This is a genomic window from Ornithinibacillus bavariensis (genome assembly GCF_018333235.1).
In the GTDB taxonomy this organism is placed as follows: Bacteria; Bacillota; Bacilli; order Bacillales; family Amphibacillaceae; genus Ornithinibacillus; species Ornithinibacillus bavariensis.
Window position 1 is genome coordinate 98,110 of the sequence record NZ_BORP01000002.1, and the last position, 26,086, is coordinate 124,195.

Genomic DNA, 26,086 nt, shown 5'->3' on the forward strand with positions numbered 1-26,086 from the left:
CAGCTCCTTTAGTAATGGTTCAAAGACCTTGTAAGTAGATCTAACACCTTTTATTCGACGTATTACTAAATTTCCCTTTTAGACTTCCTTTTCTTATTTAGTAATACAGTTAATCATTTGATTGGAATGAAAGCATTCGTTTGATAAAATGGACAGTTATCAACCTTCAACAATCGCAAGGTATTTTAGTGTTTTTGCTTCCGATTCGACAATTAGTATATCTCCTCTTTCCTTTACGGAAAAAATCTTTGCGCCAACTGGAAGCTTATTCGCCATTTCATCTTTAAAGTCTGTATTTGAATCATTTTGTACTTTTATTTCACCGATTTGTTCCCCTTTTGATAAAGATAATTCTTCCACCCAGTCAATGTTAGTCCTATAAATTACTCCATCATACTGAAATATATCAGCATCGGGTTCTAATGTTACTACTTCTTCGGCATCAATGTTATCTATTGTTACTGTTCCTTTGTTTTTCTCTCCTTCTAAAGAGCATCCACTAATAGTAAATAAAGCAACTACAATTGAAGTGAAAAATAGTCTTTGTATCCTCACTTTAACATCCCCTTTCTAATAGGACGTTAGAAGTCTTACTAATGTTCCTTCTGAAACCTTATTTTCCTAAAAGGTGGTTAAGAATATAATTAGAGGAAATAGTGTTTAACATTTCACTCGTTTGTTGGAGAGTACCTTCATTTCCAACTGTTCCGTTTTCTTCAGTCACTGGTATATCCATCAACCAATTATTATCCTCGTTTGCTTCCATTAACTCATTTACTTCATATGTAGCATAATAACCCTCTTTGATAAATGGGTCAGTTTCAACAAGCCTTATTGCCTCATCAATTGTTTTACAAATTAATATTTGCATTGCGCTATCATTATCCTTAAAGGGCCCGCAGAGAAATAGCCTCCTATCCTTAGTCAAGCGCTGTAAATGGCCTACGTGTTTGTGTAATAATTCCTTTGTTAGTTCCCCTTTCTTTTTATCCTTTAAAATAGCAACATATTTCCTCATAGAGCACCTCTCCTTTTTAGGTAGACTGTGTCAAAACATAAAAAAATCAACAGGAGTTATCATGCTATGATGGTTCCTGTTGAAAAATATGGAATATAAATGGCTAGATATTATCTTCAGCGTGGATAAGCTGTCTAATACTACAGTTAGTTTCTTATACGTACTCCCTCTTTAATCACACAATAACCCACTGTATCCTCAATAAACGCGCTGAAATTAGCTGTTCGTACAAGGTTGTTCACGAGAAACATAATGCTTCGATTAAATTTCTAAAAAGTAAAATTCATTTATCTGAGCATATTTTTTTACTATTGCCCCATTCGCTCAAGTAGATGGTTTCATAAGTTTTTTCTACTACAATGGTCTTGGCTCATTTACTTGTTCGTCTAAATCGATATCTAGCAATTGACCAGCATGAACCAAACCAGAGCCGAAGCCGTATAAAAGCACTCGGTCTCCATCTTTTACTTTTCCATCACGAATACCTAGGTCAAGTGCTAAAGGAATTGTTGCAGCAGAGCTATTTCCAAAATTGATCAAGCTATAAAGCGTTTTTTCTATTGGATATCCTAGCTTTTCGCAAATCGGTTCGATGAGCCGTAAGTTAGCACTGTGAGGGATAAACCAATCAACCTGCTCTAGACTCGTTTGTGTTTTTTCTAAAATTTGATGTACGCTTTTGGGAATATTTCTTACAACCCATCGAAAAACTTCCCTGCCGTTTTGTACCAGATATTGCGTATCGACTAACTCAATCCCATTAACTTTTTTAGACAGACCAGTTCGGTATACATTTTGTGCTCCACTTCCGTCACTTCCCATATGGAATCCAATAAAACTTTTCGCTTGTTCGTCCCTTTCTACCAATACGGCGCCAGCACCGTCACCAAATAAAATACATGTACTTCTATCCGTATAATCGGTAATTTTGGAGAGAGTATCTGCCCCTATTACAAGTATCTTCTTATGAAGTCCAGAAGCAATAAGGCTATGGGCTGTATGCAATGCATAAACAAAGCCTGCACAAGCAGCACTTAAATCAATGGCCCCTGTTTGAGCAATATTTAAGCGGTTTTGTACGATACTTGAAACAGATGGAAATGGAAAATCTGGGGTACTTGTTGCAACGATGATCATATCAACATCTTCCACATTTTTATCATACCGATGCATTAAATCCTTTACTGCAGCCTCACATAAATCACTTGTGAATTCATCGGGACGGCTAATTCTACGTTCGTGAATTCCTGTTCTTTCGATAATCCATTCATTGCTAGTTTCAACCATTTGCTCAAGCTCATAATTGGTCAGCCTTTTTTCAGGTACATACGTACCAATTGCTGTAATTCTTGCTCCTACCAAATTAGTCACCTCTTTTATAAGTTGGTATTAGTATCTAGTACCAATTATAACGATGTATATTATTGAAAAGCAACTTTAATTCTTTACTTTAAAAATTAAAAAGGGTTACTTTCTTTGAAGTAACCTCTCTGTTCGTTAAAGAATATTCCACATACACTTATCTGTTATACATATTTTGTATCGACCACAGAAGCCCATAGCAATGTTCTAATCTTCTCCATAAAAACGGATCTACTTATTACCAGTGGGGCAATTTGCTTTCACTTTTTCTTCATCCGATATAAGTCAATCGTCTTATAGCCCTGGGATAGTATGCTTACCATTTGCTCTGTTCGTTTATCACGAGTCTTTTGTTGTTTTGCTGAAAAGATATATCGTGCCCAATCCCTGCGATAACCTGGAGTTAGACTTTGATAAAATGTGAGTTCATCTGGATGGGAAGCAAGTAATTCCTCGATATTCGTTTCTAGTCCAACATAATCCGCAACAGATTGACTGGCTGTAGTAAATTTCTTTGTTTTTCTTTTCTCACGTTTTAACCCAACAACAGTAAATACGTCATCCATACTAACCATCCGTGAGAATTTGAAATCACTATTTTCGACATAACCGTCTTCGTCGACATGTAAAGCAGGGAAAAGCTCATCTCTAAGGATGGAAGTTTCATAACGCTTATTGCCCTTTTTCGGATAAGCGAAGAATAGATAGCCTTTCTCGGTTAAAAAATCGTTATGTTCGATAATATATCTTGTATGAGCAATCATCTCATCAAGTGTCAGAACGAAAATAAAGATGGCATCGTGATGCCTTGTTAAGGTTGTTGGATATTCTTTAAATATATGGTAGTCATCTGGTTCATTGATGACAACCATATTACGATATTTTGGTATATTTAGCTTTTCAATAATAGACATGCTGACTCCTCTTTCCTATACATGAACAGGTTCTAATACATCTCCTGTTTCTAGAAGTGTTTTAAGGTTACTGATGATCGCAGGCCAACCATTATTAAATCCCTGGAATGTATCCTCTTCTTCTACTATATCTTCTGGAAGTAAATTTTCGTGTTTTAAGGTAAGCTTTACAACTTGTCCCATTTGTTTTAATAAAAAGGTAACTTTTGTTGGTTCTTGTCTGTCTTTATTCTTGTCCATGATCGAGGTCCATGTATACGTAAGCTGATGGTATGGCTCGTACGTTATGATATTTCCATAGTCTACGGTTTCTCCTTCTCGAAGGTATTTAACTTCTGCCCCTACCTTCCATTCGGATTCGATGGCACTTCCGAAAAAGTACTTTTCTGTATACGCACTACTAGTTAAAGCCTTCCAAAGCTCTTCAGCAGAGGTATGAATATAGGAAACATAAGTAAATGTCGTCATGCATTTTTCTCCTTAATAGGTATTTGTTAGTTTGAAAATACCTTTGTTCAGACAGGTTGTCAATTTTTAAATATGCAACAATCTAGGGCATAATAGAAAAGAGAATCGTTGGAGGATGAGCTGATGGAATCTGCCATTTTTTTGGACCGTGATGGGGTCATTAATGAAGTGTTAACAAGTCGTGTAAAATATGTGAATAAACCACGTGATTTCTTTTTGCTAGATGGTGTTGGTGAAGCAATTCGATTATTGAATGAAAAAGGTCTTAAGGTATTTGTAGTTACGAATCAGGGTGGTGTTGGGTTAGGGTATATGAGAGAGAAGACACTTATAGAGGTTCATCAAAGGATGAAGGATGATTTAGCTGAATTTGGTGCTAGAATTGATGATGTTGCCTATTGTCCGCACAAACCATATGAAGGGTGTGCCTGTCGGAAGCCAGGGCCAAAAATGCTTGTTGATTTGGCAGAAAAACATAATGTAGATCTGAAGAGAAGCTATATGGTTGGAGACCGTGATCCAGATATTGAAGCAGGGAAGGCAGCGGGGACAAAGACGGTATTGGTCGGTACAAGGGAGAAAGTGACTAGTAAAGCAGATTATATCTTTCCAGATTTACTCGCCTTTTCTAAATGGTTAGTACAGGGTACTACTATATTGGACTGAGTTAGACTTTTTGCTCGGTTTCAGTCTATTAGAGCAGTTCTATTAGACTGAGTTTGGCTATTTGCTCGGTTTCAGTCTATTAGAGCAGTTCTATTAGACAGAATTGGGCTTATTTGTGAGTTTCGGTCTATTAGAGCGTTTCTATTAGACAGAATTGGGCTCTTTTCTGAGTTTCAGTCTATTAGAGCAGTTCTATTGGACTTAATTTAGCTTTCTGCTGGATTTCAGTCTATTAGAGCAGTTCTATTAGACTGAATTCGGCTATTTTCTGGGTTTCAGTCTATTAGAGCAGTTCTATTGGACTTAATTTAGCTTTCTGCTGGATTTCAGTCTATTAGAGCATTTCTATTAGACTGAATTTAGCTTTTTGCTGAGTTTCGGTCTATTAGAGCATTTCAGTGAAAAAGTGCAGTATATTAAATTAAATAATTAGGTTCGTGTAAAGACTCGCTCCGGAAATATACTTGGCTTTCCGCGGGCGGCTGGTGAGCCTCGAGCAGACAGGATGTCGGTCACGAAGGCGTTGCCACAAAGATTTTCGGTGGGGCGAGTAATGGCAGTCCGAGAACGTGGCGCTCTTAGCCTTCAAAACTCTATACCTGCGGCGAGGTCTCACCGATGCCTTTCCTCCCGCTGGAGTCTACGTATATTTCCTCCGTTGAACACAGAATTATTCTTCCTTTTAGTTGGTCATTTTAGTTATGGCCAATCCTCTTGTTTTATTCGCTCATAATTGGCTCTAAGCTAGCTGTTTTCTGTTCTGTAACAATATAGGCATCTGTTATTCCTGCATTTTTGACCTGCTGCAAGCGTTGTTCGGCATTTTCTCGACTGGAGAATGCTCCAGCTTGAACTCGGTACCAGGTTGTTCCAGAAATGTTCACCGTACCGATAAATGAATCGATGCCTTTCCTGCTTAAGTAGGCTACACGCTCTTCAGCATTTTGCCTTGAAGTAAAGGAGCCTGCGATAACCTTGTACAGAATCTCTCCACCACCATTTTGTTTTGGAGGGAGGTTAAAAGCTATTGCTAACCCGTTTACATGTCCTTGTGCTACTGCTTGAAGCCATGATGTCTGCTTCATTAGATTTGCATCATTTGGGTTGTCGATAAACCCATTCTCCGTAAGCAGTGCTGGCATATTAGACTCACGTAAAACATGGAAATCTGCCTTCTTCTGCCCGCGGTTTGTTAATTGATTGAGTTTTGTAATTTCAGTATGGAGAATATCTTGGTATCTAGCAGTTAAAGATGAATCGGATAAATTACTGTGAATATAATCCTCATATCCTCGTGCTGACCCATTGAAGGAATTGCAATGGATGGATAAATAGTAGTCAGCTCCCCAAGCATTTGCTTCATCTGTGCGTGCCTTGAGGCTCTTTGTAATGTCGTTTGTTCGACTCATCCGAACTTCAACATTATCATAGCTGTTTAATAATGTATTGCGAATACGTAACGCAATATCGAGGTTAACATTTTTTTCTAACAACCCGTTTCCACTAGCTCCGCCGTCTGTACCACCATGACCTGGATCTAAATATAGTTTCATAACAAATCTCCTCCTAAATTTTTATAGAAAGCATTTGTGAAACCTCTTAGGTGGGAAAAAAGCTATTTTATGAAACGCAGTTATAAGGCTTTCTTCTAAGAGGTGTCTTGAACATCAGGTCCTAACGATTGCCACATAATAATCCCTCCTCTCTTTAGTTTTATATCTTTTCGAGATGTAATAGGCAAAACCCTCTATTTTTCTGAAGAATGAGATAATATACTTAATCTATATTTCCATGGAAGGAAGAAAGTAACGGTTCGTAAAGCGCTAATTATACGAAAGGATTTAGTACTATTTTCATAGATGAATAATAGAGTTAGTGTAATAAAAAAATAATAGACTAAATAGTCACATATTTTGGCAAAAGTTGGTATATAATGAAGAGAGGAATGAAATATAAATAAGGAGTGGTAATTTTGATACAAGAGATAAATCCATATCTCGTTACAAACGGAAATGGCCAGGAAGCAGTTCAATTCTATAAGGATGCCCTCGATGCAGAAGTAATTAGTTTACAGACCTTCGGAGATTTACCAGAAGGGGACATGCCTATACCAGAGGAGTCAAAGAATCGTCTTTTACATGCCCACCTAAAAATTGGCAAATCAATATTGATGATTTCAGATACACACCCTGGAAGTCCTTATCAGGTTGGTGATCATCTATCCATAGCGATTATGATCAGCGATACAGAAAAGACAAAGGCGGTTTTTTCTAAGCTAGAGGAAGGCGGAAAGGTAGAAATGCCTTTACAACAAACCTTCTGGAGCCCCCTATATGGTCAAGTACAGGACAAGTTTGGTGTCCTATGGCAGGTTTCAACAGCAGGTGAATAAGTTACGGTAAAGAGCTTGAATCACATCAAGCTCTTTATTAATGGAGGAAAAGCTATGCATGATCAACATCTTTTAACGGAAATTCCAACTTTATTAACCAAATATTATATTTTGAGAAGTGTAACCATAGATGATACATATGCATTATTTTCTATTTTGAGTAATAAAAATACGATGCGGTTTATTACTGCAAATCCTATTAGAAGCAAAGAGGAAATGCATAAAGCAATTGTAAAATCCTTAACCAAGTTCGCTGATAGACAGGAAATCCCTTGGGTGATTATTGACAAGTATAGTCAAAGCCTAATAGGACAATTTCGCTTACATAAGCTTGATTTTTGGCATAGGAAAGCAGAGATGGGCGCAGTCATTCATGAGGATTATCAAGGAAAAGGTGTGATGACAGAGATTCTTAAAACAATGATTCCATTTGTTTTTGAGACCCTTGAGCTTAATAGACTCGTAGGAGATATTTTTGCCGGAAATGAGGGATCTAGAAAGCTATTAGAAAAGTTTGGTTTTAAAAAGGAAGGCATTCTAAGACAAACAGATTTTGATGGAGAAAGGTATCATGATACGATTGTTTACTCGCTACTAGCAGAGGACTTTACTGCTTTAGGAAAAAGCATATTTAATTAATGATAAAAAGAAAATTGGCAAAATTATAGGAGTGGTCCTATAATAATGGTATGAATGGAGTCGGGTATAGAAACTGGATGATAGAGGTGTAGCATGAGACTAGTAAGTTATCGATTGAAAAATCAGGACGTTCCACTAAGAGTAGGGGCAGTGGTAGAAAATAATATTGTAGATGTGCAGGAAATATATCATCGGTATAGGAAAGAGAAGAATGGTGAGGAACTGGACATCCTGATACCAGAGGATCCCACGTCGTTTTTTAGGTTGGGTCATCCGGCGATAGAATGTGTTCAGGAAGCGTATACCTATTGTTTAGCGAATAATTGGGATGGTGTGGACATTCTGCCTCGTGATATCGTTTATTTAGGCACATTGATTCCAGAACCATCTAAGATAATTTGTGTCGGTAGGAACTATGTGGATCACGCTGTAGAAATGAATAGTGATGTTCCTGAGTATCCAGTGCTATTTGCAAAGTTTGCGAATGCGTTAATTGGCCCAGATGATGCCATACATAAGACGAGATTAACGGAGAAGCTCGATTATGAAGTAGAGCTTACCATTGTTATTGGTAAAACGGCTTCCAGGGTAAAAAAAGAGGATGCATATGATTATATTGCAGGCTATACCATTGGTAATGATATTTCTGCTCGTGATCTACAGAAGAGAACGCCACAATGGTTACAAGGTAAGACAATCGATCGGAGCACTCCAATCGGACCATGGATGGTAACATCTGATGAAATTGGCGACCCTAGTAATCTTGCTATACGTTGCTATGTGAATGGGGACGAAAGGCAATCCTCAAATACAAAAAAGCTAATCTATGATATTCCATTTTTAATTGAATTTATTTCTAATTTAATAACCTTACAGCCTGGGGACCTTATCATGACGGGAACTCCTGATGGGGTTGCCTTAGGGATGGAGTCACCAAAGTTTTTGCAGGATGGCGATATTGTAACTGTAGAGATCGAAAATATCGGGCGAATGGATAATCAAGTAATAGCTGAAGATTAATGTATGAGCTATACCCGTATTTATGATATAAGTTTGTTTATAATTCGATTACAAAGGAGGAAAGGTAATGAGTGAAAAAGTAATTATTAAAGTAAATGATAATGGCTCTTATCGAATTACTGGTGATGTAGAACTTGTAGATGCAGAGGGGAACGTATTTGAAACCAAAAGTAGCTTCTCCCTATGTCGCTGTGGGCATTCTTCTAATAAACCATTTTGTGACGGGACACATAAGAAAATTGGCTTTGAAAGTGCACCCCGTGCAAAATAAAGAAATCCGCAATCCTCGATTCATGAGGGTTACGGATTCTTTAATTAAAGTGGATTAATCTAGCATGTAAGAAGACAATGGCCAGTAGCTTCTAGCATTATTGTATTGGCATATAGGACACCTTCCATACGTTAAGTTCTGTGTCCTTGTAGAGCCTAAACCCAATCAAATCATCTAGTTGGTATTCGACAAGAGCCTCATTCTCGTGTAGATAAACTACCGTATAGGAATTAATCTCAAGCATTTTATTATAGTTTTCTTCTATCTGCTGTTTGGCCGTGATATCATTTTTCGCTTCTTCCATAAAGGTATCCCTGTCAGGAACGTAGTGATTATTACCCTTCATATATAAGGCGTATACCACATCTAAGTCATCATGTAGATTAGCATAATTGTATAGCTTAAAAACATCAAACGGGGTCAAGTCCACTAATAAAGAGTCATCTAAGGTTGTCTTGTACTCCTGGTAAATATTCGTTAATTCCTCAGATAATGCAATGGACTCATGATACGTATCTCTTACACTATCATCATTACCAAACGATTTATTCTCAGTAGAACTATCGTGAATGGAATTTTCCTCTTTACTTTCCAGTGCCTCTGTTTGTGCCATATCTGCTTTATTATCAGATGATTTTTCGAGAGCGCTATCAGACAATTGGCTACTTCCACTCCTCAAAAGACCTTGTTGATCAATTGTCACGATAAAAATAATAATAGCAAACGTGACGACTAAACCTGTTAATAGCTTTGGAAATAGCTGAATTTCTCTTCTCCGTGGTTTCTGTTGGATTTTATCAATTTTACTACGTATAGCCTCTTTATCCTTTTCTGTAAAAGCTGTAGGTATTTGCTCAAACTGTAATTTTAAATCCTTTAATTGCTTATCCATGGCTTTCACCACCTCTTTCAGGAGCAAAGCATTCCTTCAGTTTCTCTCGTCCCCGATTTAGCCTAGTACGAACTGTTGCTTCATTCATATTTAATACCTGGCTAATTTCCTTTGTGGAAAACTCTTTAAAATAATACAGTATAATAACCTCTCGATACTTAATGGGCAATTCCATAACCTTACGAAATAATTCGCTTGCATAATCTTTTTCCAAGGCTTTCTCTTCAGGAGTAGTGCTCTCCTCCTTTGAGGTATGCGAGGATTGTATCAGTCGCTCTCGTAACCGTTGATTACGGGAATGCCAGCTCCGTAAGTAATCTTTACATTTATTAATTGCTATCGCGTATATCCAGCTTTTTAGTGTTGAATTACCTTGAAAAGTACTCAATTTTTGATAAATCGTTACAAAAACCTCTTGTGTCACATCGTCTGTGTCAGCAGCGTTTTTGACGTACGCAAATACTAGTCGTTTAATGTCATCTCCATACGTATTCATGATAGTCTCAATTGCCTGGCTTGGACTAGCTTGTAATATCTCCAGGTCTACCTTACTGTACGTCGGACGGAAAGCTTTCGAGTGGCCCACTCTTTTTCCTCCTAACTTTCTATCTCGTATATAAGACGTGATAATTTGCTTTGATGTTTCATACAAGAATTATTTATCGTAAGTTTACCATAGATATTCCTTTGGAAATAAAAAAATAAAGAAGTAATTCGGTATTTATTTTATATTAAAAATTTTCAATCATATCATTGTTCGTGATTGAATGAAATACTATACTGATTATAGATAGGCATTATAACGAGATAGGTGAATTGGGGGCAAAACAAGATGAAGTATGATGCAATTGTTGTTGGTGCAGGGCTTGCGGGTTTGGTTGCCACCGTCGAAATCGCTGATGCAGGTAAAAGAGTATTGTTGGTAGACCAGGAACCAGAAAGCTCGCTTGGGGGGCAAGCATGGTGGTCGTTTGGAGGACTATTTCTGGTTGATTCCCCTGAACAACGGAGAATGGGGATAAAGGACTCTAAGGAATTAGCGTGGCAGGACTGGCTAGGGACGGCAGGCTTTGATCGTGAAGAAGATGAGGACTATTGGGGGAGAAAATGGGCGGAGGCATATGTGAATTTTGCCGCTGGTGAAAAAAGAGCATGGTTACATAGCTTAGGTATTCGATTCTTCCCAGTTGTAGGATGGGCAGAACGTGGAGGATATATAGCAGATGGTCATGGAAACTCTGTGCCTCGATTCCATATCGTGTGGGGAACAGGTCCAGGTGTGGTGGCTCCATTTGAGAATAAACTTAGAGACTATATAAAAACTGGTATTGTAAATTATCTTCCAAGACACCGCGTTGACCATTTCATTCAAGATAATGATCGAGTGGTTGGTGTTCGTGGTGCAGTTCTTGTTCCAAGCGATGTAAAGCGTGGAGAGGAGAGCTCACGTGAGGTGGAAGGTGATTTCGAATATTATGCAGAGGCAGTCGTTGTAGCGAGTGGTGGTATTGGAGCGAACTTTGAGCTTATTCGTAAGAACTGGCCGAAGCGGTTAGGTAGTCCACCTAACCATATGATATCTGGCGTACCTGCCCATGTAGATGGGAGAATGCTAGAGATTACCGAGAGGGCAGGAGGAAGGATTGTAAATCGAGACCGGATGTGGCATTACACAGAGGGGATTAAGAACTGGAATTCCATCTGGCCAGAACACGGGATTCGTATTTTGCCAGGACCATCTTCTATCTGGCTAGATGCAAGGGGAAGAAGATTTCCTGCACCAAATTTCCCTGGATTTGATACGTTGGGTACACTCGAGGCAATCATGAAAACAGGCTATAATTATTCCTGGTTTATTTTAACAGAAAAAATAATTGAAAAGGAATTTGCTCTATCTGGCTCGGAACAAAATCCGGATTTAACGGAAAAAAATATTCGTAAGCTGCTAAATAGAATATTGCCCGGACCACCTGCTCCGGTCAAAGCATTTATGGACAAGGGTGAGGATTTTATTGTAGCGGATAATCTACATGATTTAGTCAATAGAATGAATGAGTTAACAGGTGAAAATTTATTGGATGTAGTGGAAGTGGAGAGGCAAATTGTTGCTCGAGACCGAGAAATGGATAATCCTTTTACAAAAGATTTACAGGTTACAGCACTACGGGGTGCCCGCAAGTATCGTGGGGATAAGCTGATTCGTGTAGCAACTCCACATAAGATCCTCGACTCGAAAAAAGGACCTTTAATTGCAGTCCGTCTAAATATATTGAGTAGAAAAACACTAGGGGGCTTACAAACCGATTTATCCTCAAGAGTACTGGATTCTCATGGGAATCCAATTCCTGGCTTATTCGCAGCTGGGGAGGTAGCTGGTTTTGGAGGCGGTGGAGTGCATGGTTATCGTTCATTGGAGGGGACCTTTTTAGGTGGCTGTCTATTTTCCGGGCGTATTGCTGGAAAGAGCGTAGTGAAGGAGCTTGGTTAGGTAGAGCGAATAGAAAGTACGATTAGCCGATGGAAGGAAGCCTAGTTAAATGGTTAGGCTTCCTTTGTACATCTTACCAAATGGCCTCATACAACTTCGGTTCAATTAGATTTGTATCAACAGCACATTCTTGTGCATTTTCTCCATACTGCCATGCCCAAACATTGGCAATACATGGCGGAACTATCGGTTTATATGCTGGTGCATCCTTCTTTTTTGTCGTTCCATGTTTCGGTTCATGACTCCATAAAATGAGCTGTCTACTAACAGCTTCATTGTTGGATGCCGCAGTACAGTAAGCCTCATTAAATGTGACAGAGCTTGGATCGCCATAAATCCCAGGACGGAATCCACTTGGACGAATGGCATCTACCCAACCACGTATCCACGCTTCGTCAATTTCAAATGACCGCTCTGTATTGACAAAAATAATATTCCCTTCTGGATAGCCTAATCGGCGTGCATGGAAAATAGCATTAGCAGCTGCCACTCTTCCATTACGGTATCCAGAAGCGGAAGCGAAGTCATTGTAAATTGGTATAATCCGAACCCCATTCTGACGAAGAAAACGTATTTCGCTCTCAGTCAATCTATCCGACACATTTTGAACCGTATTTAAGAAGCGTCCCCAAAATAGTGGTTTTCCAAGATTTTCAATCACACAGTTATATAAGTCTTGTGTAACCCTTGCAGCAGAATTAACACCCCATAATTCATTAACCATATACACTTCTCCCTTAAGTTTCATTCGTCTACATATCATATGAACGAGAAATGGGATGGGTCATTGATTAGTTAAATCTTGGGCTGTCGTAAGTAAAGCGAGATACTATACATAAATAATACAAGGAGTATAGTTTCTAATGGTGACAAATGTGAATAAGTTATTAGGTTACTCAAAAACTAAGGTGATTTTAAAGGAGGGAAGAAAATGGTCAATAAAGGTAAGGAATTTAATAATATGTTTAAAGAAAATAAGACACATGGTGAGCATAGGAATGGTCGAAAAAGTCAGTTTAAGAATAGCTCTGTTCACGGTGAGAAGCTGGATGAGTATTTAAATCAGAAGGATTAGAAGGTGAAGGCCGGTGGGTATCATTCCTATCGGCTTAAAATTTTTCTGCTCCTTATTAAATCGAATCACTCAGCCACCTATCACACGATATAGTTGGCTATTCAAACCCTCCACTTGAAATGAATGTGCATCTATTGTGAAGTAAGGATTATAGATAACTGTCCCGTATACTAAGTTTATTTCATATGATGGTATATGTATTTTTAAAAGAAATTTAGAACTTATTCATAGGAGATGTATTGTTTATGGGAGTATATATCAATCGAAATTCTCACCCTAATTTATTTCAGAACAGTAAGCCAATTGAAGCTCAAAATCAGGATTATTTCCATTCCGACTATATGAGGGAGCTTTTAACGAATCAAAAGGAATTACATGAGTCATTGGAGCGTGCATTAAAGTCTTTTAAAATCACCTTTCAAAAGCATCAGTATTCTGAAGATAAGCGGTGGGGTAGCATAAACAAACAGATTCAGGAACTAAGCCAATCAAGTGAAAGACAGGATTCCTTCATGACTCAGGCAAGGGAGTGGTTAGGTATGTTAGAAAAGAATAACTTGGAGCTTCAAAAAATAATACAACATGATTCCATTGTCAAAGAGGATATGAAGGAGGAAATTTCGCGAATCCATCAATCTAATCGTGATATCGTGGGCCAGCTTGCTGCATATGAAAATTTAAATGAACAATTAGTAGGTAAGATGGATGAACTGGTGGAACTTTATGATTCTATGTCAACCAAAATAACAGAACAAAATGAAAAGCAGGATACGGTCATTGATAATTTAGAAAAACAGGAAGCCATGATGGAAAAGTCGTACCGTCAGCTTAGCAATTTAAGATCCATTCTTTATGAGAGAACAAGCTTTGTTGCTGAGAAAATTGAGGAAAGCTATCGATTGACTTCATCTATTTTATATAAGTTCTTATCAGGCTCAGATAAACCATTAGAGATTATGTTCATGAATCATAAAAGAGATGGGGTTAAGAAAAGGGACGAGTAGAAGAACAAAAGACTTGTAGTCCTTGCTACAAGTCTTCCGCCCCTAATGCCGCTTATTCAACCATAAGACGCCCGATTTTACAAGTCTTGGTACGATCCCTGTTAATGCTTGATTCATCATATTACCAAAGCCATCATTTTTCCCAAGGGAGCCAAGGGTTCCTCTTAGGCGAATTTCCTTCGGCTGTTTCGGTTCTTGATTACGAAGGATTGCATTTAGAATTATCGCTACCTGTTCACCTTGAATACCAGCTAACTGAGCACTCGGTGAAAAGATAGATGACGCACAATCTCCAATGATATAAACATTGGTTTGTTCAGGAACCTGGAAATAATCATTAACAATAATCTTCTCTTGATTATCCTTCTGGAAAGGGAGTTCTCGAACGACCTTATTAGGACGAACTCCTGCTGTCCATATCGTGACATCATTCACATAACAAACACCGTTATTACAAACACCGTCTTTTTCAACGTACTCTACATTTGCGTGATGAAGCACCTCGACATCATTCTTGTTAAACCAATCTGCAACATAGCCTTGAATTCTTGGGTTAAATGCTCTTAATACAGATCCCCCACGGTCTAAAATTCGAATATTTAGATCTTCTCTACTCTCACGTATCTCGGAGGCAACTTCAACACCACTGAGACCAGCCCCAACAATGGTGACCTTTCCATTTGCTTTTAGGTTTCCTACCTCAAGACCAGTCTTTCGTGCTCTAGAAAAGGTTTGTACACTCTCTGTGTACACATCTGCCCCAGGGATCCCATGATAATTATCTTCGCAACCTAATGCTACAACTAAGTAGTCATATGCTAAAGGCTCAGAGCGATCCTGGAATAAAATTAATTGGTGATCTGTATCAATTTTTACAATTTCTCCATACACATAATGTATTCTATCATCCTTGGGAAAATCATTTCGAACTTCTCGATCAGCTACTGTACCGGCAGCAATTGTGTAGAACTCAGTTTTTAAGGATTGGTACGGATTCCGATCGACAATGGTGAGTGTTACATCTGACGGTAAATCCTTATCAAGTACACCTAAGGCAACTTTGATTCCCCCATATCCGCCACCGAGTATCACTAAGTTTTTCATCATTATTACCCCCATCCCCTGGTAGAAATCTAGATTGATAGTATTGGGATACGTTTTGAAAACGTTCTCGATTTCTTCTCTCATTAAGAGTAACAAAGAATTGACAGTACGACTAGGGGGAATATGAAGATAATTTTTTGTAGAAAATTATCAAAAATAGTATTCATGCTTTTTTTATTTTAGGAAATAGTAACAGATAGCATTACCGGACTAAATAAGGAAAGGAACGAGTGTAATGAAAGGAAAATTATTATTGGTTGTGACACTTATCTTTGCCAGCTCCTGGCCAATTTCCACCGTATTTGGCGAGAAAAATATGGACGAAGGTTGGTTTGACTTTATTAAAAAGGAGAAGGAGGAGCAAGAGCAAAGCCAGGAACCACAAAAGGGTGTACATAAAAGGCATGAGGCATGGATTAAGTACAACGCAAAAGAGCTGGGAATTGATACAGAAGGAAAGGATCTTAATGAGCTAGCAAAGGAAGTAAGGGAAAAAAAGCTGCTGAAAAAGGCAGAGGAGTTGGGTATTAAGACAGAAGGAAAAAATCCAAAGGAACTTTCTGCTGAGATTCATCAGGCTAAGGTGAAAAAGGAAGCAGAAGAACTGGGAATCGATTCAAACGGTAAGGGAATGGACGTCTTAGCTGAGGAAGTAATCGATACCAAGCTTAAAAATAAAGCAAATGAATTAGGAATCAAAACGGAAGGTAAAAATAGAAGTTCTCTTTTAAAGGAGATTAACCGGTCTATCTTGATAAAAGAAGCAAAAGAATATGGTGTAGAGACAGAGGGTAAGAAACATCATGAGATTGTCATGGAAATTCACGAGGCAAAGATATATGACTCTGCTGAAAAATTAGGCATAGATACAGAAGGCAGAAAGCCAAATGAAATATTAAGTGAAATCTTCGAAAAATATGCAAGTGAAGCAAAGGAATTAAAGATTTTCCCATTTGAAGACAATAAGGATAAATTCTTTCTTGAGCACCATATGCAGGATTAAGAACGAATAGAAAGAGGATTATTCCACCTAAGCTTTAAGGAACAGTCCTCTTTATGTGTTATGAAAATTGATAATCAGCCTCGATCATAGCAGTTATTTTAAATTGTCCTGCTTCAATAGGAGTAGTCGCGCTTTCCGTGGAAAGTCCTAGCACCATTGGTCGTGGAATTTCAGGGCGTCTAGCAGTTATTTCCTTTACTTTAAAAGGTGTTTGATTAATAGTGACACCAAGTGTTTCACCAACAATTGCTGCTTTTTCCTGGGAGTTTTTAATTGCATTTGCAAGTGCTAGGTTATAAAGTTCCTCATGATTAGAGACGGACATTTGGATATTCCGGACCGTGTTAGCACCATTTTCTACTGCAATGTCCACTAGCTTCCCCACATTTTCGATGTTATCAATAGTAATTTGAAGTAAATTAGTTATACGGTATCCACGAAAAACCTGTACACCGTTTTGGAAGTCGTAATCTATTTCAATTTGATAATCAGAGGTTTGGATGTTTTGGCGTGGAACTCCATTTTCTAGTAAAGCATTTATGACCGTATTGGTCTTTGTGGCATTTGTTTGCTGAGCTTCCTGTAAATTTTTGCTTTCCGTTACGACACCTATTAAAATTGTTGCTTTGTCAGGAGTGGCAAGAACATAACCCTCTCCGAACAGCTTTACTTTATGTTCACGTTGCCGAGCAGGAAAGAGTGGATTTGCTGGACTAGATGAATAGTACATTTTTTCACCTCTCTTGGCTATTATATATGGTAACTATATGAATAGCATGTAATAAATGTGTGAAAAACCTATGTTTTCATGCAACTAAAAAGACCAAATCATTTTTGATTTGGTCTAATTTGTCCTACGCCAGACGTCTAATTCGCTCATCTAAATCTGGGTGGGTTGAGAATAATGATGCTTTACGCTTGTTATTAATTTTTAGTGTAGCAATGGAGGTTTCTTCCCCACTTTTAATTCGATTTGTATACGCCTTTAAGCTTTCTAACGCATGACGCATTTTATCTTTTCCAGCTAGATCTGCACCACCACGGTCTGCATGGTATTCACGGTGTCTAGAGTAAGCATAGACTACAATACTGCCTAGAATGGAGAAGACAATTTGGAATACAAATACAGCAATAAAGTGTACAATTGGTGCTAATTCTTCCTTCACAAAACGAGATGCAACAAAGGCTACAATACGTGATAGGAAGACAACAAATGTATTCACAATACCCTGAAGAAGAGTCATTGTTACCATATCACCATTGGCAATATGTGCTACCTCGTGCGCGATAACGCCTTCCACTGCATCATCATCCATCTCTTGAAGTAAACCTGTTGAAACAGCAACTAAAGAACGTTTCTTAGATGGCCCAGTAGCAAAAGCATTAACTTCTGGAGAGTTATAAATACCAACCTCTGGCATATGTGTTAGTCCAGCTGCTCTTGATAAGCGATGAACCTTTTCTACAATAGCCTTTTCATAATCATTTAGTAGACCACTTGGATCGATGATCTGAACGCCCATCATCTTCTTGGCCATCCAGCGTGACATAGCTAAAGAAATGAAGGAACCAGTAAAACCAATAACAGCACTAAAAATTAGAAGCGTAGTAAAGTTAATGGTGGTTCCATTGTTAGTAAGATAGCCTCTAACAGGTAAAATGCTAAAAATAATACTAATGGTTAGAACTACTAAAATGTTTGTTAGTAGAAAGTAAAATATTCTCTTTCCCATATTCTCACCTTTCATTTTTAAATTTTTGAAATTGTTTTCGCAAAGATATTATGTATATTATAAAGGTAACGGACATTATTGTCATCTGGAATATATATATGTTTAGGGAAGACAAGATATTCTTAGAGGGAGAGTGGAATAAAGTGGAAAAGGTGAAACAGGCGATTCAGGATGATTATGCAGAGGATTATTCGTATTGCTATGGTTGTGGAAGATTGAATCAGGACGGACTTCATTTGCGAACAGGGTGGGAAGGGGAACATACGGTAACGATCTATGAGCCGCGCCCTGAACATACGGCAATTCCGGGATTTGTATATGGTGGTGTTATTGCTTCCCTCATTGACTGCCATGGAACCGGGTCAGCATCGCTTGCCTTACATAGAAAAAATGGCCATGAACCAGGAGATAGAGTGGAACCACCTCGATTCGTTACCGGGTCTTTGCAGGTGAATTTTCTAAAACCAACCCCACAAGGTGTTCCATTAAAGGCCATTGGAAAAGTGGAGGAGATTCATCCAAAAAAGTGGAGGGTTGTTACGGAAGTTTTTGCAGGTGAGGAATGTGTTGTAGCTGGTGAGGTAATTGCTGTAGTCATGCCTAAGACCTTTGTACAGGAATAAATGGCTACTAGGAGCTATTCTTTAATCACGAAGACTTTTGGACATAAAGTATTAAATTACTTTTTATTATTTATAATAGCATATGCATATTGAACACCGAACCCTATGGTACTTGTATAATGTCTGGGGTTCGGTTTGTTCTAAGATTAACGTCAACACTTAGGATTCTTGAGCCAGCTACTTAGGAAGGTATTCTTTTTTGTCTTTGGAATTTGAACCCATAGGCCATTCAATAGGCATTTTTTGAATAAATATAGCCAGAGCATGGTAGAATTAGTCGTATGTTGAATTGAAAAAGAGGGAAATGTATGACGAATAGTAATGGGTTACCATTTCAGGTGGCAAAAACGGAAAACTTCTTTGACAAGCTTGGTGATTATGTCGGGGATGTTTTCTATGATGTGTTACCTGAACAGGGATATGAAGTTCGCGATGAACAGATTTACATGGCTTTTCAGCTGGAAAAGGCCTTTAAGGACAGGAGCACCGTCTTTGCTGAAGCGGGTGTTGGTACCGGTAAAACGTTTGCTTATTTAATATATGCGATATGCTATGCACGCTATAAAGGTAAGCCAGCAATTATATCCTGTGCAGATGAGACATTAATTGAACAGCTCGTGAAAAGAAACGGTGATATTGAAAAGCTGGAAAAGGCACTTGGTATAACGGTTGATGTAAGGCTAGCAAAGGCAAGAGAAAACTATATATGTGCCCGTAAGCTAGATGGGCTTGTTGATGAAACAGAGGATGAAGCTATCGTTCGTGTTCATGATGCAATTCCTGAGTTTGTTTATGATAATAGTGCTGTAAAGAAGGTATTCGAACGTTATGGAGACAGGAAGGAGTATCCTTGGGTATCCGATGAAACGTGGGAAAAAATTGCCTGGGACCCACTACAGCAATGTGCAACCTGTGAGTTTCGCCACCGTAGTGGTCAGACCTTGAATCGAGAGTACTATCGCCATGCGAAGGACCTCATTATTTGCTCGCATGATTTTTATATGGAGCATATCTGGACGAAGGATTCACGGAAGCGAGAAGGACAAATACCGCTTCTGCCAGAGGCATGTACGGTTATTTTTGATGAAGGGCATTTACTCGAGTTTTCTGCGCAAAAGGGTCTTACCTATCGCTTTAACTCTGAAACACTACAAAACGTCCTTACTGGTTATATGGGACAAGATGTACGTGAGGAATCACTCTACTTAATTGAAGATATTATTACCTTACATGAGGATTGGTTCTACTCCTTAGGTCAATCTGCAATAGCGGTTACAGGTTCGAATCGGAAGGAAGTCGATTTGACCAGTGAAATGAGAAGGTTAGTATCTACGCTTTTTGAAAAGGTGGAAAAGCTTCTAGATCAGCTTGTATTTGATGCGGAAATGTTTACCATCGATGAATATCATCTAAGAATCATTGAAGAATATTTGGAGTTTTATCACCATGGACTTTCTATAATTCTAAAGGACAATGAGGGTATTTTCTGGCTAGAAGAAAATAAAGCATCTACAACCCTTGTATTAATGCCGCGATTAGTAGAGGATGTCCTAAAAAACGAGGTTTTCTCAAAGGACATACCAATTGTTTTCTCTTCAGCAACGCTATCACAGGGTGGGGATTTTTCCTATTTAGCGAAAAGTCTTGGTATCGAATCCTATCAATCTTTTTCAGTGGAGTCACCTTTTGACTATGAAGAGCAAATGAAGCTATTTGGACATATTGAATATGACACCGATGAAAAATGGACAAAGGTGGAAAAACAAATTCTCCAAAATAATGGGAGTACCCTTGTGTTATTTTCTAATGTGGCTGAAATGAATCACTTTAGAAGCTGGGCGAACAGCAGATCATTGCCAGTTGAGATTTTCTATGAGGGTGATCAGGAAATTAGTGAAATAATAAAAGAATTCCAGAACAGGAAGGAATCAATCCTTTGCGCCTATCACCTATGGGAAGGGCTTGATATACCAGGTGAGGCATTATCACAGGTGATTATTACCTCTCTTCCATTCCCGCCTAAGGATCCTGTTTTTCAGGCAAAAAGAAAACACGCAGTTGACCCAGATAGGGAAGTTGATACACCATACATGCTTTTAAGACTCCGGCAGGGAATTGGGCGTTTAATCCGAACAAGAGAGGATCAAGGAGTTATTCACATATGGATGAAGGAAAGTGAAGAAAATAAGTATCGTAAGGAATTAATGGGTGTATTGCCTGTAGAAATAAATTGGGAATAATGGTAATGAAAACCGCAGTTTATTTATTAGCTGCGGTTTTCATTACTAATTAATTGACAAAAGTGTCTTAAAATCTTCGCTGTTAATCCCCAAATTACTCTATCCTCATATCGGTAGAAAAGCTCTTCTATATGTTGAATCTGCCAGTTGTAGTTTTCTCCGCCAACAATTAATTCAAACGGAAAATTATCCTCTGGTATGACGTTGACCTTTACTTTGTAAGTATCTGGAGTGGTAGCTTGAAAATGGGCTAAAGGGACAGTGAATATTTCTCCGACTTCCATTTCATTAAGGATAATTTTGTTTATATCTGTAAGCTGTCCAACATAGGGGTAGATGATTCTGCCCATATCTGAAACAACATAATCAATTGGCGTGACATTGACGATATTTTCTTTTGTAATGCCGAGCTCTTCGGATGTTTCCCGAATAGCGCATTCCATTGGAGTTTTGTCACTAGGATCTATTCTACCTCCTGGAAAACAAATGTCTCCAGGTTGCCTCCGCATATGCATGGAACGAACCTCAAACAATATATGCACTTCCCCTTCTACCTCAACAAGTGGTATGAGTACAGATGATCTTCTGAAGTTCTCAAGTCCCATTATTCCGGGCTCTTTAGCTGCCAATTTGGAAAGAATATTAGTTATATTCATATGCATCCCTCCGGTAATCACTCTTTTAATTATTATACTAATGAGTAGCAGCATAAAACCAATGATTTCCATTCAGTGAATTCATGTTTTATTTTCTTACTATTAGACAATCTAATGATGTACTCGATTACAAAAGCTTGATCAAATCTAATCTTTAAGGAGGATTATAATGGGAATTTTAAGTGGAAATCCACAGGATGAACCAATGCATTATGGTGAAGTATTTGGTGCATGGTCTGCTGTATTAACTGGGAAGTCCATGATTGCTGCTTATCAAACATTACTTAACCACACCGGTGATGGGGATCTAAGAAAATTGATTCAGGAAGCGATTGAACAGTGCAAACAGGATACAGAAAGTATTGAAAATCTACTTAAGGAAAATGGTGTAGGGCTACCACCTTCCCCACCGGAAAGACCAACAGCTGACTTGGAATCTATTCCAGCAGGTGCTCGTTTTATGGATAATGAAATAGCTGCAAAAATGTCTGCAGATGTTGCTGCTGGATTAGTGTCTGCTAGTACGATGATTGGCCAAGCGATTCGAGAAGATATTGCAACATTGTTTGGATCAATTCATACAAAGAAAGCAGCATTCGGTGCAAAGCTGTTACGATTAAATAAGGAAAAAGGCTGGCTTGTACCTCCTCCATTACATTTGGCAAATGTTGAGAAAGAATAATAAAGAATACAGCTTGCTGGTATGCTTAAAAAATAAGTGAAAAGGTAGTATGGTCAGATGAAATGTCTGGCATTTTATTTTATTACAGCTTTTTATACAGTATGGCCAAATATGTGGTGAAGCCCTCTAAACCATTTGATATCTTGATAAACTAAAAAATTGATAACCTCTATTTTCAATAAATTTGTTCTTGACCTTCAAGTTACTTGAAGGTTTATCTTATATATAGAGAGGTGATAACTTGAGGGATCTAATGAATATACAAGTTTTTTCAGAGAAAACAGGAATACCTAAAAGTACATTGCGTTTTTACGAGGAAAAAGCGCTACTCGTACCAATTCGAAATAAAGAAAATGGTTATCGTTTATACACAGATGCACAAGTAGAGCTTGCCAAGTTAATAGCTAGCCTACGATTAATAAATGTTCCGTTAAAGGAGGTTCAACAGTATGTAGCTTCTGCTGAATCGGAACGACAAAACATGAGAAGAAAATGGATGGAAACGATTAGAAGACAGTTAGACTTACTGAATCTCCAGCTAAAGTTTCTAGATAGCAATCCGAATGAGGAGATTTTCTTAATGGAAAAGGAGACAGAAAGAATTCTTTGGTTTTCCGCTGAGGAAAGGCAGGGTAGGTTCGCTAAGTTCTTTAAGTTAGGACGAGAGGAACTAGAAAAACATGGCGTTAAAATCAGCCATTCTTATTTGAAGCACGTATCTGGTCGTCAAAATGTTCGCGCTATGATTGGGTTTGGGATCGCTAATCACCATGACGTATCCGAGATATCCTTTTTTGAAGTAGAGGAGCAATTAAGTAAATCCTTATGTGTAGCAACTTATTTTCGAGGGAATTTTACTGCAATTGAAGACGCTTATCAATCACTAATAAAATATATAGTGCTTAATAATTATGCACCAGCCGGACCGATAATGGAGATGTACCAAGGTGAACAGCTGGATGCCGTTACCATTTTCATGCCTGTCATGAAACTAGGAGGGGAATAGGTGTATCAGGAGCTTAAGGTGGATATTAAGGAAGTAGTTGGTTCAAATGTTGATATCGGTATTAAATTAGGTAGAGAGACAAATAAAGATGAAAGCATTGCGTACATGTCTAAGCTAAATCGTGATGTAGATGCTAACACTGCTAAAGCATTGCTACAGAGGTATTCACCTGGTCTATGTAATGAATTATTAGGACTTGCAAATGGATTAGGAATAGACCAAGACACTGCCTTGAAAATATTTAGTGGCTATAATACAGAAATACCTCCAATGGGCTGTTCAGCTATTGCAAAAGACGATTACTATGCTAGAAATTATGACTTTAGCCCGAAATTGTACGATGCTTGCTTTATTTTCCATAACGCAACAGAAGGATATGCGAGTGTTGGATTTAGCCAACAAATGATTGGCAGATTAGATGGAATGAATGAACATGGGCTTGTGGTCGGTTTACATCTTGTCAATGAAGGGTATAAGGGAAATGGCTTTTTGGGAACGAACATTGTCCGTATTGTACTAGACCAATGTAAAGATGTCACCGAAGCAACAGAATTATTAAATAGAATTCCTCATGGCTATTGCTATAACTTCTCCCTGATGGATAAAAGCGGGAATAAATGTATCGTGGAGGCATCCCCAGAAAAACAGGTTGTGAAATACCTGGATACTTTGCAATGTACAAATCATTTTGAATCAAAACATTTAAAGGATAAAAATAGAAATTATATAAAGAGTTCTATCTCCCGTAAAAAAACTCTCCAAGAACTAACTGAACTACATCATGACCCCGCACATATTTACTATGAGTTTAATAAGGAAGACTCTCCTTTATTTTTTCAAGATTATCACCATTTTTTTGGAACATTACATACAGTTGTTTATTTACCTAATTCACTGGAGGTCATTGTTGGTGTTGGTGGAAATGCTGAGCCAACAAGGTTTTCGCTAGCTAAATGGTTAGAAGGGGAATGTAAGGTAGGGGGTCATTTAATTGGAAAAATTAATATTATGTAAGGCTCTTTTTTCTTAGGTTATAGGTTTAAACTAGGAATTTTTACAGATAATAGAAGCGATAAAGAAATGTAACCTAAAAAGGAGAAAATGTATATGGTTAAATTAGCGGTTATTTACTACAGTTCTACCGGTATAAACTATCAGTTGGCAAGATGGGCAGAAGAAGCAGGAAAGTCAGTAGGTGCAGAGGTAAAGGTCGTGAAAGTACCTGAGCTTGCCCCAGAAGCGGCAATTGCTTCAAATCCAGCTTGGAAGGCACATGTAGAGGAAACAAAAGATGTTCCTGAAGCTACTTCAGCTGATATTGAATGGGCAGATGCGATCATCTTTAGTGTACCGACCCGTTTTGGTGTTATGGCATCACAAATGAAACAGTTTCTTGACACCCAGGGTGGATTGTGGGCATCTGGAAAAACCGTGAACAAGGTAGTTAGTGCGATGACCTCTGCACAGAATGCACATGGTGGACAAGAGGCTACCATCCTCTCACTGTACACCGCGATGATGCATTGGGGAGCCATCCTTGTACCACCTGGATATACAGATCAGGTTCTCTTTGGTGCAGGAGGAAATCCATATGGAACAAGTGTATCACAGGGGCAGGATGGAAAGATGGTAGAGGATGTAAAGGGAGCTGTAGAGCATCAAGCAAAACGTACGATTGAAATTGCAAAGAAAATAGTTGGCGAATAAACACTCACAGTTAAACGGCGTTGGGGATCTAATGCCGTTTTTCTTTGGTTGAAATAAGTAATTTGAGCAGCTACTCCATGCGTTGCAGATCTGTATAGATTATACTTAATAAAAAGAACCGAAAAAGGGGATAAGGAAATGGTAAAAGGATTTAAAATAGATAAGCCAAAGCTGCCACATGAATTGCCTGAAGTAGGGTTTACCATAAAGGAAAATGGCTATTATGATTATTGTATCTATAGAGATTGTGTGATTACTCGGGACGATACGGACCGCATTGCTTTTGATCAAGTAATATTTGATCGTGTAACCTTTGAAGGAACTGATTTTACCAATATTGAATTGACCGACTGTGTCTTTGATCATTGTGATTTATCGAATATTGACTTCAGTAAAGGCAGCATTCACCGTGTAGAATTTAAAAATTCAAAAATGATAGGCGTTATGATGCCAGATTCGTCATTAGGTAATGTTGTTTTTGATAATTGTCAATTGAATCTTAGTGCATTCGGTTACTCCAAATTAAAACAGGTAAGGTTTACGGAGTGCACGATAAAGAACAGTGACTTCTATGAGTGCAAATTTCAAAAGGTTGCACTTGATACATGTGATATCGAAGAGGCGAATTTCGCAAATACTAAGTTAACTGGTGTGGATTTAACTACCTGTAAATTTGATAGATTACAAGTATCACCGGAAAGCATGCAAGGTTGCATTGTTTCTACGGAACAAGCAATAGGGTTTGCAAGACTTCTAGGGTTAGAGATTAAGGATGAATAGAAGAGGATGGGCTATACCTAAACGGATTCATTAAAAGAGAAAAAAATTGCTTTTTGGCACGGAGACTTTGACGAGAGGAACAACAACGGTGGGACCTCAAAGTGCGAAAATAGAAGGTTGATGATGAAGAGAGCCCCATCCTTGGACTGTGATAACTCGCCCAGGAGAACTTTGTGGTAACACCTCTATGGCTGAAGATCTGTCTGTCTGTCTGATGCACAACAACCACCAAGCAGCAAGGTAGACACTGCGAAGGTTTTCGAGCAGATGTCTACCTTGTACTGGAATTAAAGAAAAGTATATTTCCGAAGCGGTTATTTAGATTAAACAATTAATCGGGTTT

The 26,086-nt window shown here is 38.3% G+C and carries 29 protein-coding genes; 16 read left to right on the forward strand and 13 right to left on the reverse strand.

Annotated features, from left to right (window positions below):
• Positions 1 to 159: 159 nt before the first annotated feature.
• The 5 genes from KI338_RS06335 to KI338_RS06355 all read right to left on the reverse strand — a co-directional run bounded on the left by KI338_RS06335 (position 160) and on the right by KI338_RS06355 (position 3,762).
• Positions 160 to 555 carry a hypothetical protein gene (locus KI338_RS06335; RefSeq protein ID WP_212920164.1) on the reverse strand — a complete coding sequence of 132 codons (396 nt, stop codon included), beginning with the start codon at positions 553 to 555 and terminating at the stop codon, positions 160 to 162.
• 58 nt (positions 556 to 613) lie between these two features.
• A complete protein-coding gene (locus tag KI338_RS06340; RefSeq protein ID WP_212920165.1) occupies positions 614 to 1,018 on the reverse strand; it encodes a YciI family protein in 405 nt (134 codons plus the stop codon).
• Between the two features lie 354 nt (positions 1,019 to 1,372).
• Positions 1,373 to 2,380, reverse strand: a complete 1,008-nt coding sequence (locus tag KI338_RS06345) for a ketoacyl-ACP synthase III (RefSeq protein WP_212920166.1) — start codon at positions 2,378 to 2,380, stop codon at positions 1,373 to 1,375.
• Positions 2,381 to 2,640: 260 nt separating this feature from the next.
• Positions 2,641 to 3,294 carry a YdeI/OmpD-associated family protein gene (locus tag KI338_RS06350; RefSeq protein WP_212920167.1) on the reverse strand — a complete coding sequence of 218 codons (654 nt, stop codon included), beginning with the start codon at positions 3,292 to 3,294 and terminating at the stop codon, positions 2,641 to 2,643.
• Between the two features lie 15 nt (positions 3,295 to 3,309).
• On the reverse strand, positions 3,310 to 3,762 hold the full coding sequence (locus tag KI338_RS06355) for an SRPBCC family protein (protein ID WP_212920168.1): 453 nt from the start codon (positions 3,760 to 3,762) through the stop codon (positions 3,310 to 3,312).
• Between the two features lie 123 nt (positions 3,763 to 3,885).
• On the opposite strand from KI338_RS06355, the gene KI338_RS06360 reads away from it, so the two are divergent.
• Complete coding sequence (locus tag KI338_RS06360; RefSeq protein WP_212920169.1) at positions 3,886 to 4,428, forward strand: D-glycero-alpha-D-manno-heptose-1,7-bisphosphate 7-phosphatase; 543 nt, start codon at positions 3,886 to 3,888, stop codon at positions 4,426 to 4,428.
• A 719-nt stretch (positions 4,429 to 5,147) separates the two neighbouring features.
• Here KI338_RS06360 and KI338_RS06365 read toward each other — a convergent pair.
• Positions 5,148 to 5,981, reverse strand: coding sequence for an N-acetylmuramoyl-L-alanine amidase (locus KI338_RS06365; protein WP_212920170.1), 834 nt, complete (start codon positions 5,979 to 5,981; stop codon positions 5,148 to 5,150).
• 419 nt (positions 5,982 to 6,400) lie between these two features.
• Between KI338_RS06365 and KI338_RS06370 the strand changes: the two genes are divergently transcribed.
• The 4 genes from KI338_RS06370 to KI338_RS06385 all read left to right on the forward strand — a co-directional run bounded on the left by KI338_RS06370 (position 6,401) and on the right by KI338_RS06385 (position 8,750).
• Positions 6,401 to 6,820 carry a VOC family protein gene (locus tag KI338_RS06370; RefSeq protein WP_212920171.1) on the forward strand — a complete coding sequence of 140 codons (420 nt, stop codon included), beginning with the start codon at positions 6,401 to 6,403 and terminating at the stop codon, positions 6,818 to 6,820.
• A gap of 54 nt (positions 6,821 to 6,874) precedes the next feature.
• Positions 6,875 to 7,459, forward strand: coding sequence for a GNAT family N-acetyltransferase (locus KI338_RS06375; RefSeq protein WP_212920172.1), 585 nt, complete (start codon positions 6,875 to 6,877; stop codon positions 7,457 to 7,459).
• A 93-nt stretch (positions 7,460 to 7,552) separates the two neighbouring features.
• A complete protein-coding gene (locus KI338_RS06380) occupies positions 7,553 to 8,479 on the forward strand; it encodes a fumarylacetoacetate hydrolase family protein (RefSeq protein ID WP_212920173.1) in 927 nt (308 codons plus the stop codon).
• 67 nt (positions 8,480 to 8,546) lie between these two features.
• Positions 8,547 to 8,750 carry a CDGSH iron-sulfur domain-containing protein gene (locus KI338_RS06385; protein ID WP_212920174.1) on the forward strand — a complete coding sequence of 68 codons (204 nt, stop codon included), beginning with the start codon at positions 8,547 to 8,549 and terminating at the stop codon, positions 8,748 to 8,750.
• A gap of 97 nt (positions 8,751 to 8,847) precedes the next feature.
• Here KI338_RS06385 and KI338_RS06390 read toward each other — a convergent pair whose 3' ends face one another.
• Together KI338_RS06390 and KI338_RS06395 are read right to left on the reverse strand one after the other, a co-directional pair.
• Entirely contained in the window at positions 8,848 to 9,642 is a 795-nt protein-coding gene (locus tag KI338_RS06390) for a hypothetical protein (protein ID WP_212920175.1), read from the reverse strand.
• Positions 9,635 to 10,228 carry a sigma-70 family RNA polymerase sigma factor gene (locus KI338_RS06395; protein ID WP_212920176.1) on the reverse strand — a complete coding sequence of 198 codons (594 nt, stop codon included), beginning with the start codon at positions 10,226 to 10,228 and terminating at the stop codon, positions 9,635 to 9,637. Before KI338_RS06395 ends, KI338_RS06390 begins: the two co-directional genes overlap by 8 nt.
• Before the next feature lie 246 nt (positions 10,229 to 10,474).
• Here KI338_RS06395 and KI338_RS06400 point away from each other — a divergent pair, with 246 nt between their 5' ends.
• Positions 10,475 to 12,130 (forward strand): FAD-binding dehydrogenase, encoded by a 1,656-nt coding sequence (locus KI338_RS06400; protein ID WP_212920177.1) that lies wholly within the window; start codon positions 10,475 to 10,477, stop codon positions 12,128 to 12,130.
• Positions 12,131 to 12,203: 73 nt separating this feature from the next.
• On the opposite strand, the gene KI338_RS06405 is transcribed toward KI338_RS06400, so the two are convergent.
• Entirely contained in the window at positions 12,204 to 12,854 is a 651-nt protein-coding gene (locus tag KI338_RS06405; protein WP_212920178.1) for a glycoside hydrolase domain-containing protein, read from the reverse strand.
• Between the two features lie 207 nt (positions 12,855 to 13,061).
• Between KI338_RS06405 and KI338_RS06410 the strand changes: the two genes are divergently transcribed.
• Complete coding sequence (locus KI338_RS06410) at positions 13,062 to 13,205, forward strand: hypothetical protein (protein ID WP_212920179.1); 144 nt, start codon at positions 13,062 to 13,064, stop codon at positions 13,203 to 13,205.
• Positions 13,206 to 13,450: 245 nt separating this feature from the next.
• On the forward strand, positions 13,451 to 14,209 hold the full coding sequence (locus tag KI338_RS06415) for a hypothetical protein (protein ID WP_212920180.1): 759 nt from the start codon (positions 13,451 to 13,453) through the stop codon (positions 14,207 to 14,209).
• Between the two features lie 42 nt (positions 14,210 to 14,251).
• Here KI338_RS06415 and KI338_RS06420 read toward each other — a convergent pair whose 3' ends face one another.
• Positions 14,252 to 15,313, reverse strand: coding sequence for an NAD(P)/FAD-dependent oxidoreductase (locus tag KI338_RS06420; protein WP_212920589.1), 1,062 nt, complete (start codon positions 15,311 to 15,313; stop codon positions 14,252 to 14,254).
• Positions 15,314 to 15,548: 235 nt separating this feature from the next.
• Between KI338_RS06420 and KI338_RS06425 the strand changes: the two genes are divergently transcribed.
• Positions 15,549 to 16,316 carry a hypothetical protein gene (locus tag KI338_RS06425; RefSeq protein ID WP_212920181.1) on the forward strand — a complete coding sequence of 256 codons (768 nt, stop codon included), beginning with the start codon at positions 15,549 to 15,551 and terminating at the stop codon, positions 16,314 to 16,316.
• Between the two features lie 58 nt (positions 16,317 to 16,374).
• On the opposite strand, the gene KI338_RS06430 is transcribed toward KI338_RS06425, so the two are convergent.
• Positions 16,375 to 17,046 (reverse strand): SIMPL domain-containing protein, encoded by a 672-nt coding sequence (locus KI338_RS06430; RefSeq protein ID WP_212920182.1) that lies wholly within the window; start codon positions 17,044 to 17,046, stop codon positions 16,375 to 16,377.
• 124 nt (positions 17,047 to 17,170) lie between these two features.
• Positions 17,171 to 18,049 carry a protease HtpX gene (gene htpX / locus KI338_RS06435; protein WP_212920183.1) on the reverse strand — a complete coding sequence of 293 codons (879 nt, stop codon included), beginning with the start codon at positions 18,047 to 18,049 and terminating at the stop codon, positions 17,171 to 17,173.
• A 143-nt stretch (positions 18,050 to 18,192) separates the two neighbouring features.
• Between htpX and KI338_RS06440 the strand changes: the two genes are divergently transcribed.
• The gene (locus KI338_RS06440; RefSeq protein ID WP_244853439.1) at positions 18,193 to 18,672 is read left to right on the forward strand and encodes a PaaI family thioesterase; all 480 of its coding nucleotides are present in this window, start codon (positions 18,193 to 18,195) and stop codon (positions 18,670 to 18,672) included.
• Between the two features lie 308 nt (positions 18,673 to 18,980).
• Complete coding sequence (locus tag KI338_RS06445; RefSeq protein WP_212920185.1) at positions 18,981 to 20,912, forward strand: ATP-dependent DNA helicase; 1,932 nt, start codon at positions 18,981 to 18,983, stop codon at positions 20,910 to 20,912.
• 26 nt (positions 20,913 to 20,938) lie between these two features.
• Here KI338_RS06445 and KI338_RS06450 read toward each other — a convergent pair whose 3' ends face one another.
• Positions 20,939 to 21,568: an NUDIX hydrolase gene (locus tag KI338_RS06450; RefSeq protein ID WP_212920186.1), complete on the reverse strand. Its 630-nt coding sequence runs from the start codon at positions 21,566 to 21,568 to the stop codon at positions 20,939 to 20,941.
• A 169-nt stretch (positions 21,569 to 21,737) separates the two neighbouring features.
• Between KI338_RS06450 and KI338_RS06455 the strand changes: the two genes are divergently transcribed.
• From KI338_RS06455 to KI338_RS06475, 5 genes are all read left to right on the forward strand, one after another.
• Positions 21,738 to 22,250, forward strand: a complete 513-nt coding sequence (locus KI338_RS06455; protein WP_212920187.1) for a DUF3231 family protein — start codon at positions 21,738 to 21,740, stop codon at positions 22,248 to 22,250.
• 253 nt (positions 22,251 to 22,503) lie between these two features.
• Positions 22,504 to 23,256, forward strand: coding sequence for a MerR family transcriptional regulator (locus KI338_RS06460; protein WP_212920188.1), 753 nt, complete (start codon positions 22,504 to 22,506; stop codon positions 23,254 to 23,256).
• Positions 23,257 to 24,270: a C45 family autoproteolytic acyltransferase/hydrolase gene (locus KI338_RS06465; RefSeq protein WP_212920189.1), complete on the forward strand. Its 1,014-nt coding sequence runs from the start codon at positions 23,257 to 23,259 to the stop codon at positions 24,268 to 24,270.
• An 87-nt stretch (positions 24,271 to 24,357) separates the two neighbouring features.
• Complete coding sequence (gene wrbA / locus KI338_RS06470) at positions 24,358 to 24,963, forward strand: NAD(P)H:quinone oxidoreductase (RefSeq protein ID WP_212920190.1); 606 nt, start codon at positions 24,358 to 24,360, stop codon at positions 24,961 to 24,963.
• 138 nt (positions 24,964 to 25,101) lie between these two features.
• Positions 25,102 to 25,743, forward strand: a complete 642-nt coding sequence (locus tag KI338_RS06475) for a pentapeptide repeat-containing protein (protein WP_212920191.1) — start codon at positions 25,102 to 25,104, stop codon at positions 25,741 to 25,743.
• The last annotated feature ends 343 nt before the right edge of the window (positions 25,744 to 26,086 follow it).

What these genes read in the sequence shown, in the direction of transcription:
- KI338_RS06340 (WP_212920165.1), bottom strand. Translation starts at nt 1,018, where the DNA reads ATGAGGAAATATGTTGCTATTTTAAAGGATAAAAAGAAAGGGGAACTA.
- KI338_RS06350 (WP_212920167.1), bottom strand. Translation starts at nt 3,294, where the DNA reads ATGTCTATTATTGAAAAGCTAAATATACCAAAATATCGTAATATGGTT.
- KI338_RS06355 (WP_212920168.1), bottom strand. Translation starts at nt 3,762, where the DNA reads ATGACGACATTTACTTATGTTTCCTATATTCATACCTCTGCTGAAGAG.
- KI338_RS06360 (WP_212920169.1), top strand. Translation starts at nt 3,886, where the DNA reads ATGGAATCTGCCATTTTTTTGGACCGTGATGGGGTCATTAATGAAGTG.
- KI338_RS06365 (WP_212920170.1), bottom strand. Translation starts at nt 5,981, where the DNA reads ATGAAACTATATTTAGATCCAGGTCATGGTGGTACAGACGGCGGAGCT.
- KI338_RS06375 (WP_212920172.1), top strand. Translation starts at nt 6,875, where the DNA reads ATGCATGATCAACATCTTTTAACGGAAATTCCAACTTTATTAACCAAA.
- KI338_RS06380 (WP_212920173.1), top strand. Translation starts at nt 7,553, where the DNA reads ATGAGACTAGTAAGTTATCGATTGAAAAATCAGGACGTTCCACTAAGA.
- KI338_RS06385 (WP_212920174.1), top strand. Translation starts at nt 8,547, where the DNA reads ATGAGTGAAAAAGTAATTATTAAAGTAAATGATAATGGCTCTTATCGA.
- KI338_RS06390 (WP_212920175.1), bottom strand. Translation starts at nt 9,642, where the DNA reads ATGGATAAGCAATTAAAGGATTTAAAATTACAGTTTGAGCAAATACCT.
- KI338_RS06400 (WP_212920177.1), top strand. Translation starts at nt 10,475, where the DNA reads ATGAAGTATGATGCAATTGTTGTTGGTGCAGGGCTTGCGGGTTTGGTT.
- KI338_RS06405 (WP_212920178.1), bottom strand. Translation starts at nt 12,854, where the DNA reads ATGGTTAATGAATTATGGGGTGTTAATTCTGCTGCAAGGGTTACACAA.
- KI338_RS06410 (WP_212920179.1), top strand. Translation starts at nt 13,062, where the DNA reads ATGGTCAATAAAGGTAAGGAATTTAATAATATGTTTAAAGAAAATAAG.
- KI338_RS06415 (WP_212920180.1), top strand. Translation starts at nt 13,451, where the DNA reads ATGGGAGTATATATCAATCGAAATTCTCACCCTAATTTATTTCAGAAC.
- KI338_RS06420 (WP_212920589.1), bottom strand. Translation starts at nt 15,313, where the DNA reads ATGAAAAACTTAGTGATACTCGGTGGCGGATATGGGGGAATCAAAGTT.
- KI338_RS06425 (WP_212920181.1), top strand. Translation starts at nt 15,549, where the DNA reads ATGAAAGGAAAATTATTATTGGTTGTGACACTTATCTTTGCCAGCTCC.
- KI338_RS06430 (WP_212920182.1), bottom strand. Translation starts at nt 17,046, where the DNA reads ATGTACTATTCATCTAGTCCAGCAAATCCACTCTTTCCTGCTCGGCAA.
- htpX (WP_212920183.1), bottom strand. Translation starts at nt 18,049, where the DNA reads ATGGGAAAGAGAATATTTTACTTTCTACTAACAAACATTTTAGTAGTT.
- KI338_RS06445 (WP_212920185.1), top strand. Translation starts at nt 18,981, where the DNA reads ATGACGAATAGTAATGGGTTACCATTTCAGGTGGCAAAAACGGAAAAC.
- KI338_RS06450 (WP_212920186.1), bottom strand. Translation starts at nt 21,568, where the DNA reads ATGAATATAACTAATATTCTTTCCAAATTGGCAGCTAAAGAGCCCGGA.
- KI338_RS06455 (WP_212920187.1), top strand. Translation starts at nt 21,738, where the DNA reads ATGGGAATTTTAAGTGGAAATCCACAGGATGAACCAATGCATTATGGT.
- KI338_RS06460 (WP_212920188.1), top strand. Translation starts at nt 22,504, where the DNA reads ATGAATATACAAGTTTTTTCAGAGAAAACAGGAATACCTAAAAGTACA.
- wrbA (WP_212920190.1), top strand. Translation starts at nt 24,358, where the DNA reads ATGTATATGGTTAAATTAGCGGTTATTTACTACAGTTCTACCGGTATA.
- KI338_RS06475 (WP_212920191.1), top strand. Translation starts at nt 25,102, where the DNA reads ATGGTAAAAGGATTTAAAATAGATAAGCCAAAGCTGCCACATGAATTG.